General features: G+C 46.2%; 13 protein-coding genes. 10 read left to right on the top strand and 3 right to left on the bottom strand.

Going from position 1 to position 15,734, the window contains the following annotated elements:
• Positions 1–155: 155 nt before the first annotated feature.
• Together QUB61_RS33295 and QUB61_RS33290 are read right to left on the bottom strand one after the other, a co-directional pair.
• Positions 156–1,178 (bottom strand): tetratricopeptide repeat protein, encoded by a 1,023-nt coding sequence (locus QUB61_RS33295; RefSeq protein WP_333134730.1) that lies wholly within the window; start codon positions 1,176–1,178, stop codon positions 156–158.
• 349 nt (positions 1,179–1,527) lie between these two features.
• Positions 1,528–1,890, bottom strand: a complete 363-nt coding sequence (locus QUB61_RS33290; protein ID WP_333134728.1) for a hypothetical protein — start codon at positions 1,888–1,890, stop codon at positions 1,528–1,530.
• 534 nt (positions 1,891–2,424) lie between these two features.
• Between QUB61_RS33290 and QUB61_RS33285 the strand changes: the two genes are divergently transcribed.
• From QUB61_RS33285 to QUB61_RS33260, 6 genes are all read left to right on the top strand, one after another.
• A complete protein-coding gene (locus QUB61_RS33285; protein ID WP_333134726.1) occupies positions 2,425–2,586 on the top strand; it encodes a hypothetical protein in 162 nt (53 codons plus the stop codon).
• A gap of 196 nt (positions 2,587–2,782) precedes the next feature.
• Positions 2,783–3,835, top strand: coding sequence for a hypothetical protein (locus tag QUB61_RS33280; RefSeq protein ID WP_333134724.1), 1,053 nt, complete (start codon positions 2,783–2,785; stop codon positions 3,833–3,835).
• A 134-nt stretch (positions 3,836–3,969) separates the two neighbouring features.
• On the top strand, positions 3,970–4,428 hold the full coding sequence (locus QUB61_RS33275) for a chemotaxis protein CheW (protein ID WP_333134722.1): 459 nt from the start codon (positions 3,970–3,972) through the stop codon (positions 4,426–4,428).
• Between the two features lie 113 nt (positions 4,429–4,541).
• On the top strand, positions 4,542–6,149 hold the full coding sequence (locus QUB61_RS33270; RefSeq protein ID WP_333134720.1) for a methyl-accepting chemotaxis protein: 1,608 nt from the start codon (positions 4,542–4,544) through the stop codon (positions 6,147–6,149).
• Positions 6,150–6,157: 8 nt separating this feature from the next.
• Positions 6,158–7,453 carry a CheR family methyltransferase gene (locus QUB61_RS33265; protein WP_333134719.1) on the top strand — a complete coding sequence of 432 codons (1,296 nt, stop codon included), beginning with the start codon at positions 6,158–6,160 and terminating at the stop codon, positions 7,451–7,453.
• A gap of 16 nt (positions 7,454–7,469) precedes the next feature.
• The gene (locus tag QUB61_RS33260; RefSeq protein WP_333134717.1) at positions 7,470–9,176 is read left to right on the top strand and encodes a methyl-accepting chemotaxis protein; all 1,707 of its coding nucleotides are present in this window, start codon (positions 7,470–7,472) and stop codon (positions 9,174–9,176) included.
• 37 nt (positions 9,177–9,213) lie between these two features.
• On the opposite strand, the gene QUB61_RS33255 is transcribed toward QUB61_RS33260, so the two are convergent.
• Complete coding sequence (locus tag QUB61_RS33255) at positions 9,214–10,464, bottom strand: transposase (RefSeq protein ID WP_333134715.1); 1,251 nt, start codon at positions 10,462–10,464, stop codon at positions 9,214–9,216.
• Between the two features lie 601 nt (positions 10,465–11,065).
• Between QUB61_RS33255 and QUB61_RS40235 the strand changes: the two genes are divergently transcribed.
• Genes QUB61_RS40235 through QUB61_RS33235 form a run of 4 tightly spaced genes read left to right on the top strand, consistent with a single transcriptional unit; the run spans position 11,066 to position 15,479 of the window.
• Positions 11,066–11,455: a chemotaxis protein CheW gene (locus tag QUB61_RS40235; RefSeq protein WP_445300268.1), complete on the top strand. Its 390-nt coding sequence runs from the start codon at positions 11,066–11,068 to the stop codon at positions 11,453–11,455.
• 2 nt (positions 11,456–11,457) lie between these two features.
• Positions 11,458–13,701 carry a hybrid sensor histidine kinase/response regulator gene (locus QUB61_RS33245; RefSeq protein ID WP_333134711.1) on the top strand — a complete coding sequence of 748 codons (2,244 nt, stop codon included), beginning with the start codon at positions 11,458–11,460 and terminating at the stop codon, positions 13,699–13,701.
• Between the two features lie 32 nt (positions 13,702–13,733).
• Complete coding sequence (locus tag QUB61_RS33240; RefSeq protein ID WP_333134709.1) at positions 13,734–14,387, top strand: hypothetical protein; 654 nt, start codon at positions 13,734–13,736, stop codon at positions 14,385–14,387.
• A 45-nt stretch (positions 14,388–14,432) separates the two neighbouring features.
• Entirely contained in the window at positions 14,433–15,479 is a 1,047-nt protein-coding gene (locus tag QUB61_RS33235; protein WP_333134707.1) for a chemotaxis response regulator protein-glutamate methylesterase, read from the top strand.
• Positions 15,480–15,734 lie beyond the last annotated feature (255 nt).

Genomic DNA, 15,734 nt, shown 5'->3' with positions numbered 1-15,734 from the left:
GTCCTTTTTGGACGGGCGGGACGCCCATCCCACTTTCCTTGTGGAAGTTATTTAATTCTCATTCCTAAAGATGGCAAAAATACTGTCGCGCGATCGAATTGGCGCCGCCCAATTACCACAGCTCGCTAGCTCAGCGAGCTGTTTTTTGCTTAAAATCAACCTTGGATCAGCGCTTCAAAACGTTCTTGTTTCCAAATGCAGCTTAAATCCGGGTCAGCTAAAGCTAGTTCTCGGTATAAAGTAGGGATTAACTCCACAGCCCGCTGCAAATTGTCAAGGGCCAAATCAGCAAATCCCAGTAGCGCATAACAGCAAGCTTTATTGTAAAAAGCATTAGCAAAATCAGGATTTATTTCTAAGACAATTTCGTAGCAAGCAATCGCCTCGGAGTAGCAGCCTTTTCGCGCCAATTCCACACCCCGGTTGTACCAAATCAAATAATCTTCCAAGGGACACTCAGATGTGGGAGTGAACTTGGCAGTTCTCTCATTTAAACCTACTAATTTGCCCAAAGCAACTCTCCGTTCGCCCACAGCTTCGGCTCTGCCCGGTTTCAGAGCGAGCGATCGACTAAAACTAGCCACTGCTTGTTTGTAAAGTCCCATTGAGTTGGCAGCTATACCGCGATTGTACCAAGCCTTCGAGTCGTCTGGGTTAAACTCGATCGCCCTGTCAAAACTGTTGAGCGCCAGATAGTAAAGCTTGAGTTCCAACAGAGCATTACCTCGGTTGTACCACGCCCAAGCAGCCTCCGGGTGCAAATTTAAAGAGCGATCGAAACTCTGAACCGCCTTATCGTAAAGCCCCATATCGATCAGCGTCAGTCCCCGGTTGTGCCAAATACTAGCGGCGCAGGGGTTGAACTCCAAAGCCCTGTCAAAACTGTTGAGAGCCTCCAAGCGCTGACCCAACTTTCCTAAAGCAATAGCCCGGTTGTGCCAGCCAAAGCTCGCATTCGGCTGCACCGCCAAGGCCTGATCAAAACTCTTCAACGCCTCTAAGTGCCGTTCTAAGTTCCCCAAAGCCATTCCTCGCCCGAACCAAGCCTTATAATGATCGGGTTGCAAATTCACAGCTCTGTTAAAGTTCGCCAGAGCACCGTGATCGTCGTTAGCTTCGAGGTGGCGCGAACCCAGGTGGTAATACCAAGCCGCTTCCAAGTTTTGAATTAATTTCATAATATTTTGTATCTATCTTAGGGATGATTCTACCTGAAATTATAGCCCGAGTCAAACTGTAATTCCACTAAAAACCTGAAAAATTTGATACAGGGCGATCGCCCGTACAAACTGCCCTTAACAAACTCAACTATTTTCTGGGAAAACAAACTATTTTAGTCTGGAAAAATAGTTTTTAGCTAACCGCACTCATCGCTATTAGGATCTGGTAGGAATCTCTTCTGGGCGTGAATCACGCAACTATTACCGCATCCGGAATTAGGTTTGCAGTTACACAAAGAGTGCTAGGGCGCCCAAAGTCCAACTGCAAATCTCATAGTGCTCGCGATCCAACTTCTGCTTGCCCAATTCAAGCAACCACAACCGCTGTTTTAGCATTCTCACTCAACAGCAGGCTGCCTGCAGCATCAATACTAAAATCCTTCCCCAGCACAAAACCCTTGCCCATCAACCGCTGGCAAACAATCACCGCAGTAATCCGGCGAATTTCTTCCATCACGTCAGCAGGAATCAAATAACTCAAACTCCAGATCACGGACTCGCAGTCAGACCAAATCAAACGTTCCATACTGACAATCATCAAAGCAGCTACACTGTCAACAGACAGCCGCCCTCTGAGATCCGCAATCAAATCTTTACCAATCAAGCTATTGCGGCTCATCATCGCTATAGCCATTTTCCCAATTTCTTGTTCGAGTTCTAAATGATTCATGCTTGGCACTGGCTTTTATATTTTTAAAGCACTACTCAGAGTAAAAATAGTAGCCGCTACCAGCCTCTGCCCTAGCGTAGCTGACGCAGGCTCTACCGCAACTCCTTTTAACAAAGTATACCTAAAGAAAGATAAAAAATGTATCTAAAGGCAGATACCAAAATATTTTTATTTTTACTGCATTCGATCTGCGAAGCCCTAGAAGACTTACTGGCAGCAGCGAAGGAGCGCTTTTTTGCCGGCCGAGGCCCAGGGTCTACTCTCGCTTGACTGTTTTGATCCCAATCCAGCGGGTCAAATATGCGAGCTTCAAGAAGCTGACTGCCGGGGTGTAACGACCAGTACGTCGCTTTCGCGATCGGCGATGCTATCTTTCTACTTTGAAACTTGACAGCCTAGTTTGGTTAGCGCTCGGACGAGGTTAAGCTGTGTTGCATCTAGATTGCCTATGGTATTAGAGAGGGAGAGGGGGTGAAGGGGAGAGGGGGAGAGGATTTGACGATTTTTGATCGGGACTCGAAATATACAATTTAAATGCACAACAGCTTACTGGTGGCTTGTTTGTTTTCGGCATTGGTCAATATGCAGGGATCTGAGCCGGTTATGGGCCGCACGGAGAGCCTGACCCTGGTCGATCGAATTCACCCGCAGTCTATATCTTTGCAGGCGCTCTTGCCACCGTCTTTTCCCGATTAACAGCAGAAGCAGGGCAAGCAAAGCAGGCAATGTGGCTAGACCCTCGCCTTTTATTTCGGGTCTTGACAATTTCGTTTATCGTTCAAAACGCGATCGTCATCTCCTATGTGGCCGTAGGTCGATCGACAATTAATGAATTTTCTGCAAGCATCCTTAGGTGGTAAAATCAGGGGTTGCTTAGCAAAGGAGTTGATGAGTGAGGGAATATATTTCTAAACTGCATCATCCTGCAGTTAGAGGAGTTGTCAAGGGACTACCCCTAATTGGTTGCTTGCTGCTCGCCGTTTTTAGCTGCTGGCTGTCTCAAACTTTAGCAGTTCAGGCCCAGGCTGTTACATCTCCAAAAACTTGTCAAATTGGAGTTTACTTGACATCCTTGCGAGATTTTCATCCAGCAGAGAAGTCGTTTTCTGCCAACTTCTGGGTTTGGAGCGTTTGTCCTTTTGAGACTCCAAAACCTTTGGAAAGCCTGAAGGTTGTAAATAGCAAGGAAGTTAGCAAAAATTACACCACTTTTTCCCGAAGCGAAAATTTGTCGGATACATTTAAGGCAAATAAAAACGTATTCTGGTCTGAAGAGGAGATTAGCGCAACTTTATATCACAACTGGGACACAAAAAATTATCCATTCGATCGCCATGTATTGCAAATTCCCCTTGAGGAAACACTGTTAGATGCTTCCATCTTCGTTCACGCCCCAGATTTTGCGAACACAGGTTATCCGAAAGACCTAGATTTGGAAGGTTGGGAAATTAGAAATTTTAGAATTTCTCAAGAGAATTTTCCTTACAGAACAAGCTTTGGTAGTCCGGGAATAAAAAGAGAACTAAATTCCCGATCGCGCGTAATTATTTCAATTACAATCAACCGCGAGAGTAAAGTTAGCTTTTTTAAACTTGTAATGGGAGTTTATGCTGCTGTTGCACTCTCAATAATGGCATTGTTGCTGGATGAAGATATAATGGGCATCCTTGTGGGTAATTTGTTTGCAGTTATAGTAAATCTGCAAGCAGCGACCTCAGATTTGGGTAGTAGCAATTCTGTCACCCTGATTGATTTCATCCACATCATCGCCATCATTTACATTTTCCTAACAGCAATTGTGCTGGTCTACACTCAATTTTTAAGCGAAGCAGACCAGTCGGATTTGTCTCGGTCTTTCAGGCGCCGCCTGGCTGTTCCGATCCTGGCTGGATCGTTCGTTGTTGTTAATATTGTTGTCATTTCTCATGCGGCGATCGTGGGTTAGAGCAAAACGCCAGCGCAGAAAAGATTACGAAATAATTTAATGCTTGATCGTTGGGCGCTCATGTGCTAACCTTGAACAACAAGTTTATCGTCTAAAAATATTCATTCATCCCTAATAAAAACTGATGGTTACAAGTGCTAATTCTACTTTTCTACGCTGGGAATGACCTCTACGCGATCGACAGTTCGTACATTGTTGAGGTAATCCCACGAGTCAGTCTCAGAAAGGTGCAACACGTACCAGAATACGTAGCTGGTTTGTTTAACTACCGGGGAGTTGTCTTGCCAGTGATCGATTTGTGCCATTTGATCCAAGGAACCCCCTGTAAATCGCACCTCAGTACCCGCATCGCGATCGTCAAATATCCCCGCCCGAACGAATCGGTACAATACTTAGGACTGATGGCAGAGCGAGTGACCGAGACACTCAGTATATCAAAGCTAGATATTAGGGATTCCAGCATTCGGGTTGAGGAAGCACCCTACTTAAGCGGCACGATAGTCGATGAAAAACGGATTATTCAATGTGTCCAGCTTGAGCGACTTTTCAGCGATGAGCGACATACTTACTTGCTGATGGGTGAAGAAACTTAATCAAAAAAAGTGCTGAAAAAAATCTGCTGAAAAATCAGAAAGATTAAACCCTTAATCGAATCCGCTCCCATTCGTTCACCCTACCAGTATTAATTTCTCACCCCCCAACCTATATGTTGAACAATATCACTACCCGCATCATACTGGGCTTCTCAGTGCCGCTCCTGTTCATGATTGTGCTCGGCTCCATACTGTGGTCGGGGATTGACCAATTAGTCAGATTGCAGGCGAACTCAAAGCAAGTCGCTGAGAACATCAGTTCTACAGATGCGTATACTTATGATGTCGCTAGGATTATCGCCAATATCCGAGGATATGCTCTTTATCCTAAGGATCAGTACTATCGTGGGAGTTATACTGAGGCGCGAGAAAGTATGCTTGTGAACAAGGAGGCATTGGCAAAGGTTGTCGATTCAGAGGCGAAAGAAGCAGTCAAGGCCCTCGTCGAGATTGGCGATGAATACGATCGCCTTGCAGCAACTGTTTATCCCCTAGTCGATGCCGATAAGCTAAATGAGGCGAAACAACAAATTTCAATTACCCGTCTTCCCAAACTTAATGAAGCCAAAACTCGGTTAGATAAAATTCTGGCAGCCCGACTGAGGGAGAATTTACAGGAAGCCGAGAAAGCCAAGCAGTTTGAGACTATGGCGATCCTGTGGGGAACGCTGCTGACGATGGCGGCAACGGTAGCGAGCGCCTTATGGGTGGCGGCGCTGGCTGTGCCAATCCGACGAGAGCTTCCAAGGGTGGTGGAAGCAGCAGAGAAGATTGCTGATGGAAATTTACAGGAAACAATAGAGCTAAACAACGATGGTAGCGAAGTTGGCAAGTTGATGACAGCATTTCACTATATGTCCAAAAAGCTCAATTCGCTGATTCTCCAAATGCAAAAGTCAGGAGTGCAAATTAGCACTTCCGCAACTCAGATTGCAGCAGCGGGTAAAGAGTTAGAAGCCACTGTTACAGAACAGCTCGCCTCAACTAATGAAGTGAGTGCAACCTCGCAGCAGATTGCCGCCACTTCTAGAGAGCTAGTCAAGGTGATGGACCAGGTTGAGCTGATGGCGCAGTCTACAGCAATTGCTGCTGGTGCGAGTCAAAATGACTTAAACCGCATGGAAACGGTAATGCGCCAACTTTCAAATGCGACTGCTTCCATTGCCACTAAACTTGGGGTGATGAATGAAAAGGCAAACAACATTAACAGTGTTGTCACGACCATTAACAAGGTTGCCGATCAGACCAACCTGCTGTCCTTAAATGCCGCAATTGAGGCAGAAAAAGCTGGAGAATACGGTGCCGGGTTTGCGGTTGTCGCCCGCGAGATCCGCCGATTGGCTGACCAAACTGCCGTCGCCACTCTGGAAATTGCCCAGATGATTAAGGAGATGCAGTCGGCAGTTTCTACTGGCGTAATGGAAATGGATAAGTTTAATAAATCTGTTGTTGATAGCGTTGCCGATGTCACCAAGATTAGCGATCAGGTTGCTCAGGTAATTCAGCAGGTGCAAGCATTGACCCCACGCTTTGAGCAGGTGAGCCAGAGCATTGAGGAGCAATCGATGGGAGCACAACAAATTAGTGAAGCGATGGGGCACCTGAGTCAAGCTTCTCAGCAGACGGTGGACTCTTTACGGGAGACAAACAGTGCTGTAGTGCAGCTTGATGAGGCAGCAAATGGATTACGATTAGAAATTTCTCGATTCAAAACCGCTTAGGCTTACAGATGGTACTATCTGCGATCGCGACATTACTGAGCAAAACTATAGGCTTAGACCCCGATACAATTGGCTCCAACCGGATTGCCAGAGCAGCCGAGAATCGTCGAGTCGCCTGTAAATTGCCTGACCTGAAGAGCTATTGGGCACGGTTACAAACCTCCGCTTTAGAGTTAGAGGAGCTGATCGAATTACTCATCGTGCCAGAAACCTGGTTTTTCCGGGATGGCAAACCGTTTGATTACCTAAAAACCTACGTCACCTCGGAATGGCTGCGGTCGCCAAACCGCAAGACGCTCCAACTGCTGAGTGTTCCATCCTCTACGGGCGAAGAACCTTACTCACTGGCGATCGCCCTACTAGAAGCGGGTCTGCATCCGAAACAGTTCGCGATCGATGCGATTGACATTAGTCCTAGATCGCTAGCAAAGGCAAAGCGCGGAGTCTACACCAAAAACTCCTTTCGCGGCGATGCTTGGACAGGGCGAGAGCGCTACTTTCAGCAAACGGCGGAGGGTTACGAACTATGCCAGCCCGTTAGAGGACTCGTCAATTTTCAGCAGGGGAATGTAATGACCTGCCTGACGCGGATTCAAAAGAAATACGACATCATCTTCTGTCGCAACTTGTTGATATACCTGCAATCAGAAACGTGCTCAGAGGTATTAGCAGCGATCGATCGCCTACTCATACCAGGAGGGTTACTGTTTGTTGGAGCCTCTGACACGGGAAAAATTGTCGCAGACCAGTACGCCTCTGTCCGTCAGCCTTTCACATTTGCTTATCGAAAGTCGAAACCATCGCTTCCAAAACTGGCACCCATCAATATTACTCAACTGAGACAGATGCCCTCTCAACTAATAACTCCTCAAACCATTGCCAAGCAATCTTTAGGAGTGAAAAATTACTCGGCGCCAGACACTGAGCAAACCAAAGAATCCGATCCATCTGCGAGTTCAAAGGATTTAAGCCCTGAACCCACATTGTCTCTTGATTTACAAACAGTGAAAAAGTTAGCGGATGACGGGCGATCGGCAGAAGCGATCGCGCTTTGTAACTCGTATCTTGCCCGTCATCCAACGAGTGCGGCTGCCCACACTCTCTTGGGAGAACTGTATCAGGCCCACCAGCAGAATGCCCAAGCAGAGCGATGTTTTCAACGTGCTATATACTTGGAGCCAACCTGTTATGAAGCGTTAGTTCACCTCGCCTTGTTGAAGGAAAATCAAGGCGATACAGTAGGGGCAAAAATCATTCAGCAGCGAATTCAGCGCTTGCAGCACCGTCTCCAAACAGAAGCTTAGAAGGGGAAACCTGAATATGTTCAAAAATCTATCCATGCAGGCACGCCTCATCTTCGCGTTCATGTTCATGGGGCTTTTGGTGCTGATTGTGGCACTGGTAGGTCTGAGCGGCAGTTCTCGCTTGAGCAAGCACATCGACTCTCTAGCCAGCAATAGTGTGCCCAGCATCTCCGGCTTGTGGAAAATTAACGAAGGAAAAACCCAGATCGAATCATCAGAACGGGGCTTGCTGAATATCAATCTAAATAAAGATGCGCGGCAGGCAGAGATCGATCGCATGGATAACGCCTGGAAACAAATTCAGGAAGGGTTTCAACAGTACGAAGCGGCTTCTAAGTCTGACGCTGAACAGAAGGCATATAAAGACTTTTTGAATACGTGGGATGGGTGGAAGAAAGCCCATGAGGAATTTTTGAGGCGCAATCTCCAGTTCGAGAGACTGGGAGTTTTCAATCTCTTTGAAAATTCAGCGGGGAATGCTGGTTTGGCGATCGCTGGCTACAAAGAGCTTGAGAAGCAAGTTCAGCTAAACCGTCAACCCTTCACAGACGCCAGCAATAAACTTTTGGAGGTGTTGAAAATGAATCAGGATTCGACAGCGGAAACAGAACGTGTATCGGCGAAAGATGTTTCTCAAGTCGGATTTTGGGCATTTGTGGCAATCCTGATCGGTCCGGGAACTGCGCTGTTATTTGGAATTTTCTTTAGCAACACGATCGCCAAACCTCTAGGAGCGAAAATTGCAGGGGTAGTTGACATTGCCCAAAAGATTTCTGCAGGAGACTTAACCAGCCAAATTTCACTCGCCGACCAGCAAGATGAAGTCGGTCAATTGCAGAATGCCTTTTACACCATGAATAAAGACCTGAATGCGCTAGTCAACCGCATTCAAAAGTCAGGTAATCAAATCAGCAGTTCTGCCGACCAAATTACGGCCTCTGGAAGAAACCTGGAAGCAACGGTTACAGAACAGGTTGCTTCAACGAATGAAGTGAGTGCAACGGCTCATGAAATTGCCGCGACCTCAAGGGAATTGGTGAAAACAATGGAGCAGGTGGCGGCAATGGCTGAACAGACAACAGTGGCAGCAGGCAACAGTAAAGACAATCTGAACCACATCGATTCTGTGATGCGCCAGTTGCTAGAAGCTACTGAGGTAATTTCCTCCAAGCTGGAAATCATGGACAAACGAGCCAATAACATCAGCAGAGTGGTGACAACCATCACGGTTGTGGCAGATCAAACCAACTTACTTTCGCTCAATGCAGCATTGGAAGCCGAGAGAGCCGGAGAATACGGCGCGGGCTTTGCGGTTGTGGCGCGGGAAATTCGACGGTTAGCCGATCGGACTGCTGTTGCCACTCTAGAAATTGAGCAGATGATTAAGGAGATGCAATCGGCAGTTTCTACCGGCGTGACAGAGATGGATAAGTTTACGAAGTCTGTTGTTGATAGCGTGGAAGAAGTAGGCAGAATTAGCGAACAAGTTGCCCAAGTGATTCAGCAGGTGCAGGGATTGACCCCACGCTTTGAGCAGGTGAGTCAGAGCGTCGATGAACAATCTCAGGGAGCACAACAAATTAGCGAAGCGATGGAGCATCTGAGCCAAGCATCTCAGCAGACAGCAGGCTCGTTGCGAGAAACCAATCACGCCTTAGAAGAACTTGACGAAGCTACTCATAGCTTAAAGAGAGAGATTGCGCGATTCAAAGTGATGGCTTGACACTCCCGGGCGTGAACGCGCGGGGATTCTTAAGAAACTACCAAATAGTAATTCTTAAAGGCGCTGTCAAAACGCCCCTACCAACTCCGCCCAGGTCAAGTCCTAGCATCGTCGCTACTTTTCTAATGATATTGGCGGCACCATTGCAATCGGCATTGATGTACCAATTTTGCGAGCCAGTTCGATACAAACCACGTTTCACTCGCTTGCCAGATTCTTTCCACCCATCGGGTTTTGCACCAATTGTAGGCAAGAAATCACGGTCAACAAATGAGGCTTTGGAAGTGTAAGATTCTTCGGTCTCAATGAACTGAACTCCGTACTGCTCACACAGTTGAGCAATTCTATTTTTGAGTCTTGCTGTAGGGATTTGGACAAACTTTTGATTATTCTTAGCCCCCATATTGATATTTTGTTTCTGACCCTTATTCCAACCAAAGACAACGCGACCAATGCCTCGAACGATACAGTGATTGACGACTAATCGAGCCGCTTTATTCACCGCATCTCGCATTTGACGATTGCGTTTTTCTGTTAAACGTGCTAACTGGTGTGACCAAAATCCATTGGGCTTACCATCCATTAGTCTTGCGACTCGCTTGTTGTACCACTGGTTGATAGATTTTAAGTTCTTCCCGTCAATAATGAAGCTCGTCCCGGCATTACTAACGCAAGTTAGCCAGTTATCAATTCCGTGGTCAATCCCTAGAGCTTTTTCGAGGTCAATACCTGCTTTAATGGCTATCGTTTTGTAAATAAACTCAGCGTAAAATTGACCATTGCGGGGTAAGATTTTTAGTTCTCCGATCTCAGCATAGTCGAGGTTTGACGGCATTTCGATGTGGAAATTACTTAAGCCAAACCAAGTTTTGACTTTTCTACCTAATGGGATGACAATTTGATTCTTAGTTAGTTTATTTCCTAATGCTTGTTTGGGGTAGGTAACAATATTTAGTCCGTCTTTTGTACGGTAATTAGGGAATTTAGGTCGAGATTCTAATCCGCCCTCTCGAAATAGCTTAATCAAGCCTTTAAAAGACTTTACTGATTCACCAACAGCGCCACAAGTCTGTTGAGCAGCTTGAGCACATAACGCCCGGTAATGAGGATTAAGCTTCAGTTCGTTAATCAAGTCAAACGGGCGGACGTAAATATGACACTTAAAATATATTTGACGAGCATAATAAACAGCACAATTATGCAACTTGTTCGACTCTCCGCAAATATACTCCAAAACCGCTTTTAGTTTTTCATCAGGTTTAATTAGAACCTGTTGACAGCCAAACATTTCACACCTCTTAGTTTTTGTGATATATTAACTATACACCATTAGCCAACAAGAGCAAGTAATTTATGGCAAGGTTGTCAAAAAAAGATTTAGTGAAACTGTTAGAAAATACATTGATGGGTCAAAAGGTAAATACAGCAGGTTACTGGCAGCCTTCAAACGGCTGCAACTGCGTTTCATACCCTGCGGGAAAGACCGGGGTTTGCGCGTGACGCGCTATAGAAATTGAAAATTGAGAAATTGAACAATGGAAAATTATTTGAATGCGGTACCCACACCAGACGATTCTGAATTTGACCATCCCACACTGAACGATTGCTGGAATCAGATTGGGGTGATGGGCGATCGCACCTGTGGCGAACTGAAGACGGTTATTCACTGCCGCAACTGCAAGGTTTACTCGGCGGCTGGACGCAGCTTGCTAGAGCGCAATGCTCCACCAGAATATCTCCAAGAATGGACAGATATCTTGTCAGAAGCTTCCACACAGCAGGTGGGAGTGGGAGAAGGGATGCTAGTTCGGGCCACAGATACCCTTTCTGTAATCATTTTTCGTCTCGGTAATGAACGGTTAGCATTGCCAGTCAACATCTTGCAAGAAGTGACTCCCCCTTACATCATTCATGCCGTCCCTCACCGCACTAACTCTGTATTTTTGGGGTTGGTCAACATTCGCGGTGAAACACTTCTGTGTATTTCGCTCAGAGACTTACTCGGTCTAGAGCCTGTCGCCGAATCAGCAGATTTCTCCCATACGATTAATCCGCAACGGATGATTGTGGCTGGAAAGAATGAAAACAAGTGGGTGTTTCCAGTGGATGAGGTTCATGGAACTTACCGCTTTCATCTCAATGAATTCAAAGATGCTCCTGTTGTTATTTCCAAAGCATCGGAAGCTTACACCAAAGGGGTCGTTACTTGGCAAGGCAAGAAGATCAACTTTTTGGACTCTGAACTATTCTTTTACACCCTAAGTCACAAGGTTTTTTGATCGTGAGCGATGATTCTATGCTGGAGCTATTTCGACAAGAAGCTGAGACGCAGATTGCGATCCTGACTCAGGAACTACTGATCTTGGAAGCCAATCCGCAATCTGATGAGGCACTGGAAGCGCTGATGCGGGCAGCTCACTCGATTAAAGGTGCCGCTCGAATTGTTTCTCTAGATGCGGTCACTACTCTGGCCCATTGGATGGAAAATTGCTTTGTCGCAGCGCAGAGCCAGATCGTCACGTTAGGTTCAGACCAGATTGATGTTTTGCTGCAAAGCGTTGATTTGCTTCAAGGGCTCAGTCACGTAATGGAAGTCGATCTACTTGAATGGTTGACCCAAAAAGCTGGAGAGTTTGAGAGCTGTTATGAGGCGATCGCTGCTCTGCTACCTCCAAATTTTAGGGCTGCTCGCTCAATGTCCCTGGTTCCAGTCGATCGAAACTCAGCGCTGAGCCAAAGCGAGGGTCAGGAAATTGCCACGGCCCAGACGCTGGCAATCCCAACGGATAGGGTGGTGCGAGTCACGGCAGAAAATTTGAACCGGATTATGGGGTTGGCGGGTGAATCGCTGGTTGAGGCAAATTGGCTGCAACCTTTTGCCGATTCCTTTACTGCCCTCAAATCTCGTCAATTAGAGCTTGCCAGACTTCTGGAAACGGTTCATACCACATTAGCGAACACTCCAATTAATTCAGAAAGCCAGGAAGTTCTAGATACAGCTCGACGTAAAGCACAAGAATGTCGGGAAATGCTCACCGATCGCTTGGGTGAACTGGAACTATATGCTCGCCGCACAACCAACTTGAGCGATCGGCTTTACCGGGAAGTGATTGCTTCCCATATGCGTCCATTTGTTGATGGAGTACAAAGCTTTCCTCGCATGGTTCGTGACCTAGCACGAGGATTGAATAAGCAGGTCAAGCTAGAGATTGTCGGTCAGTCAACCCCAGTCGATCGTGACATCCTCAAGAAACTCGAAGCACCCCTGACTCACATGATTCGCAATGCGATCGATCACGGAATTGAATCGCCCCAAGAGCGAGAGGCAGCAGGCAAACCGATGGAGGGAACAGTTCGTCTAGAATCATTTCATCGTGGCGGTATGCTGGCCATTACCATTTCCGATGACGGAAGAGGAATTGATATCGATCGGATCCGCCAAAAGATTATCGATCGGAATTTAGGTTCACCCCAAACGGCTGCTCAACTTAGCGAGGCTGAAATCATCGAGTTTCTGTTTCTACCTGGATTTTCTACAGCCGAACAAGTGACTGAAATTTCAGGACGCGGTGTGGGATTAGATATTGTCAAAAGTATGGTGCAAGAGGTTGGTGGAACGATTCGCGCCACATCTCAATTCCGAAAGGGTACTAATTTTCACTTTCAACTTCCCCTCACGCTCTCGGTTGTCAGGACGCTAATTGTCGAGATTTCTGGTGAACCTTATGCCTTTCCCCTGGCACGAGTGGATCAGATTGTCAAACTCGACAAATCGGACATTTATGTTGTGGAAGGTCGCCAATATTTCACTAAAGATGGTCAAAATATCGGGTTGATTGCAGCGAGCCATGTTCTGGATTTACCGGAGGCTTTATCCTCCGATGATGCAATCTGTGTAGTTGCGATCGGCGATCAATCTAACTCTTATGGCTTGGTTATAGACAAGTTTTTAGGTGAACGGGATTTAGTGGTGCGTCCACTCGATCCGCGTTTGGGTAAAGTTCGGGATATTAGTGCCTCTGCTCTAATGGATAATGGCTTGCCTGTTTTAATTATGGATGTTTCTGATTTGGTGCAATCCATTGACAACTTGCTCAACACTGGTCAAATGAGACCTGTTGATATCAACAAAGCAAACAAAGCAAAAGGCAACGCTCGCCAACGCATTTTAGTTGTGGATGATTCGATTACTGTGCGCGAAATGACCCGAAAGCTGCTGCAAAATCGAGGCTACGATGTGGATGTTGCTGTAAACGGAATGGATGCTTGGATAGCCATTCGGAGCAATCATTACGACCTTGTATTGAGCGACATCGATATGCCTCGTATGAATGGCATTGAACTTGTCAAGCAAATCAAAGATCATCCGACATTCCATTTGCTTCCGGTCATTATCGTGTCATACCGCGATGCCGAAGACGATCGTATTCAGGGTATGGAAGCTGGGGCAGACTATTACATCACTAAAAGCAGCTTCCATGACGACACATTAGTTAATGCGATCGTCGATCTGATTGGACAATAGTCATGGAAGCTGAGTTAGCTAAGGAGTAAACAATGAAATTAACAACTAATCCTAGTACGTTAGAATTGAGACTTTTCGTATTATTTGATGTAAGAGGTGCTCTTAGACCTAAGCTTCATCACATTATGATGTTGGAGGCGGTATCTTGGTTGTTAGGTAAAGGTTGCGATTGTTCACTGAGTTCGTTTTTTGACAACATGGTTTACGCTTGGCCTATGAACCAGGAAATTGAAAGGGATGAGCGTTGGAGTTTTTGGAGATTAGAGGAGGAACAATGTAAAAATTTAATTCTGTTCCTGGGTGTTGTAATAGCCGAGTCTGAAGAATTGTTTAAGGGAGCTTGGGAGGTTTTTATTGGCGATACAGGAAGTTTAGGATATGAGGATTTATCTTCATGTTTTACTTGGGATTATCTAGAAAATACTCTCTACTTACTCGCGGAAGAACAAGATCGAGAATTTGACTCTTATCGCAGTGAGAAATGGTTTGAATGCCTAACAAAAGGTAGTACAGGTGCAGGCGATATCGAGGCCGACGAATATCCAGATAAGATGGACTGGGGTATTTATCTTGACTCTTTTTACGAGGAAATGGTAAATTCCTCTGATATTCTTATGTGGTACGACCGCTTTCAGTTAGAAAAAGAGGCACTCAGATTGCTCCCTATGCCACCCGGTCGTCTTTGATGTAGACGGCGTAGTAGAGATTACTAATACATCCACGCTCAAATAATGCCTGTACTTACAATGAGAATTGCGATTGTCAATGATATGGCTATGGCAGTGGAAGCCCTCAAGCGAGTGCTGCTAAGCGTTCCAGGTTATGAAGTGGCATGGATTGCACGGGATGGGGCAGATGCGGTTGCCCACTGCGCCAAGGACACCCCCGACTTAATTTTGATGGATCTATTCATGCCAATCATGGACGGTGTGGAAGCCACCAGCCAGATTATGAAACAGTCTCCCTGTGTGATTCTGATTGTGACCGAAAGCGTTGAAAAAAATGCCGGGAAGGTGTTTGAGGCAATGGGGCATGGTGCCCGCGATGCAGTGAATACTCCCGTCTTGGGAATCCCAGGAAGTCCAGATTCTGCCCAACCGTTACTGACAAAAATTGCGACTCTTAGTAAGCTAATTGGCAAATCATCTCAATCCTCAACTCCAAAATCCCAAACTTCAAAATTTACTTCATTCTCCACACCTTCGAGCCTACTTCCTCCGCTAGTGGCGATCGGCTCGTCAACAGGTGGTCCCAAAGCTCTAGCCACTATTCTCTCCCGCCTACCAGCAAACTTCGGTGCGGCTATTGCGATTATTCAACATGTGGATCAGCAGTTTTCGGCGGGGCTGGTGGATTGGCTGAATCAACAAACACCCTTGACAGTGAAAGTAGCCAAAATTGGCGATCGGCTGGAGAAAGGTATTGTCTTAGTTGCAGGTACAAACGATCACCTCATTCTTCGTTCTGATTTCACTCTGCATTACACAAAAGAACCGATTGACTATCCCTACCGCCCATCAGTAAATGTGTTTTTTAAGAGTCTTGCCCAATACTGGAACCACAAGGCAACGGCCGTTTTACTGACTGGGATGGGACAAGACGGTGCTGAGGGAATGAGCCTTTTGCGATCGCGGGGATGGCACACAATCGCTCAGGATGAGAAAAGTTGTGTTGTATATGGAATGCCCAAGGCGGCAGTTCAGCTAAATGCAGCGGTTGAAGTTCTGCCTCCTGAAGCGATCGGCGATCGGTTAGTTCAGCGAGTCCTGTTCAAATAACTCGGTATTGTGAAACTTCATTAAGTTGGTAAGCATCAATAAACAATAGTAGTATCATCTAGTCAGGGAAGTCAAAAAATGTTGGGATTGTTAAAAGATGGAGGCTCTGAATGCAACTAGCCCAGAGGCACATCATTAAATCTACGGAACACCGTTTCGCCGAAATTGATAAATTAGCATTAGACCTCTTGCAAAAATAAATAGGACGGGCTCTTCGGCCCATCCCACAAGAGTTATTTTTTCTTGTGGGATGGG

It is taken from the genome of Microcoleus sp. C2D2, assembly GCF_036702495.1.
In the GTDB taxonomy this organism is placed as follows: domain Bacteria; phylum Cyanobacteriota; class Cyanobacteriia; order Cyanobacteriales; family Microcoleaceae; genus Microcoleus.
This window is presented reverse-complemented; position numbering and strand designations above follow the sequence as displayed.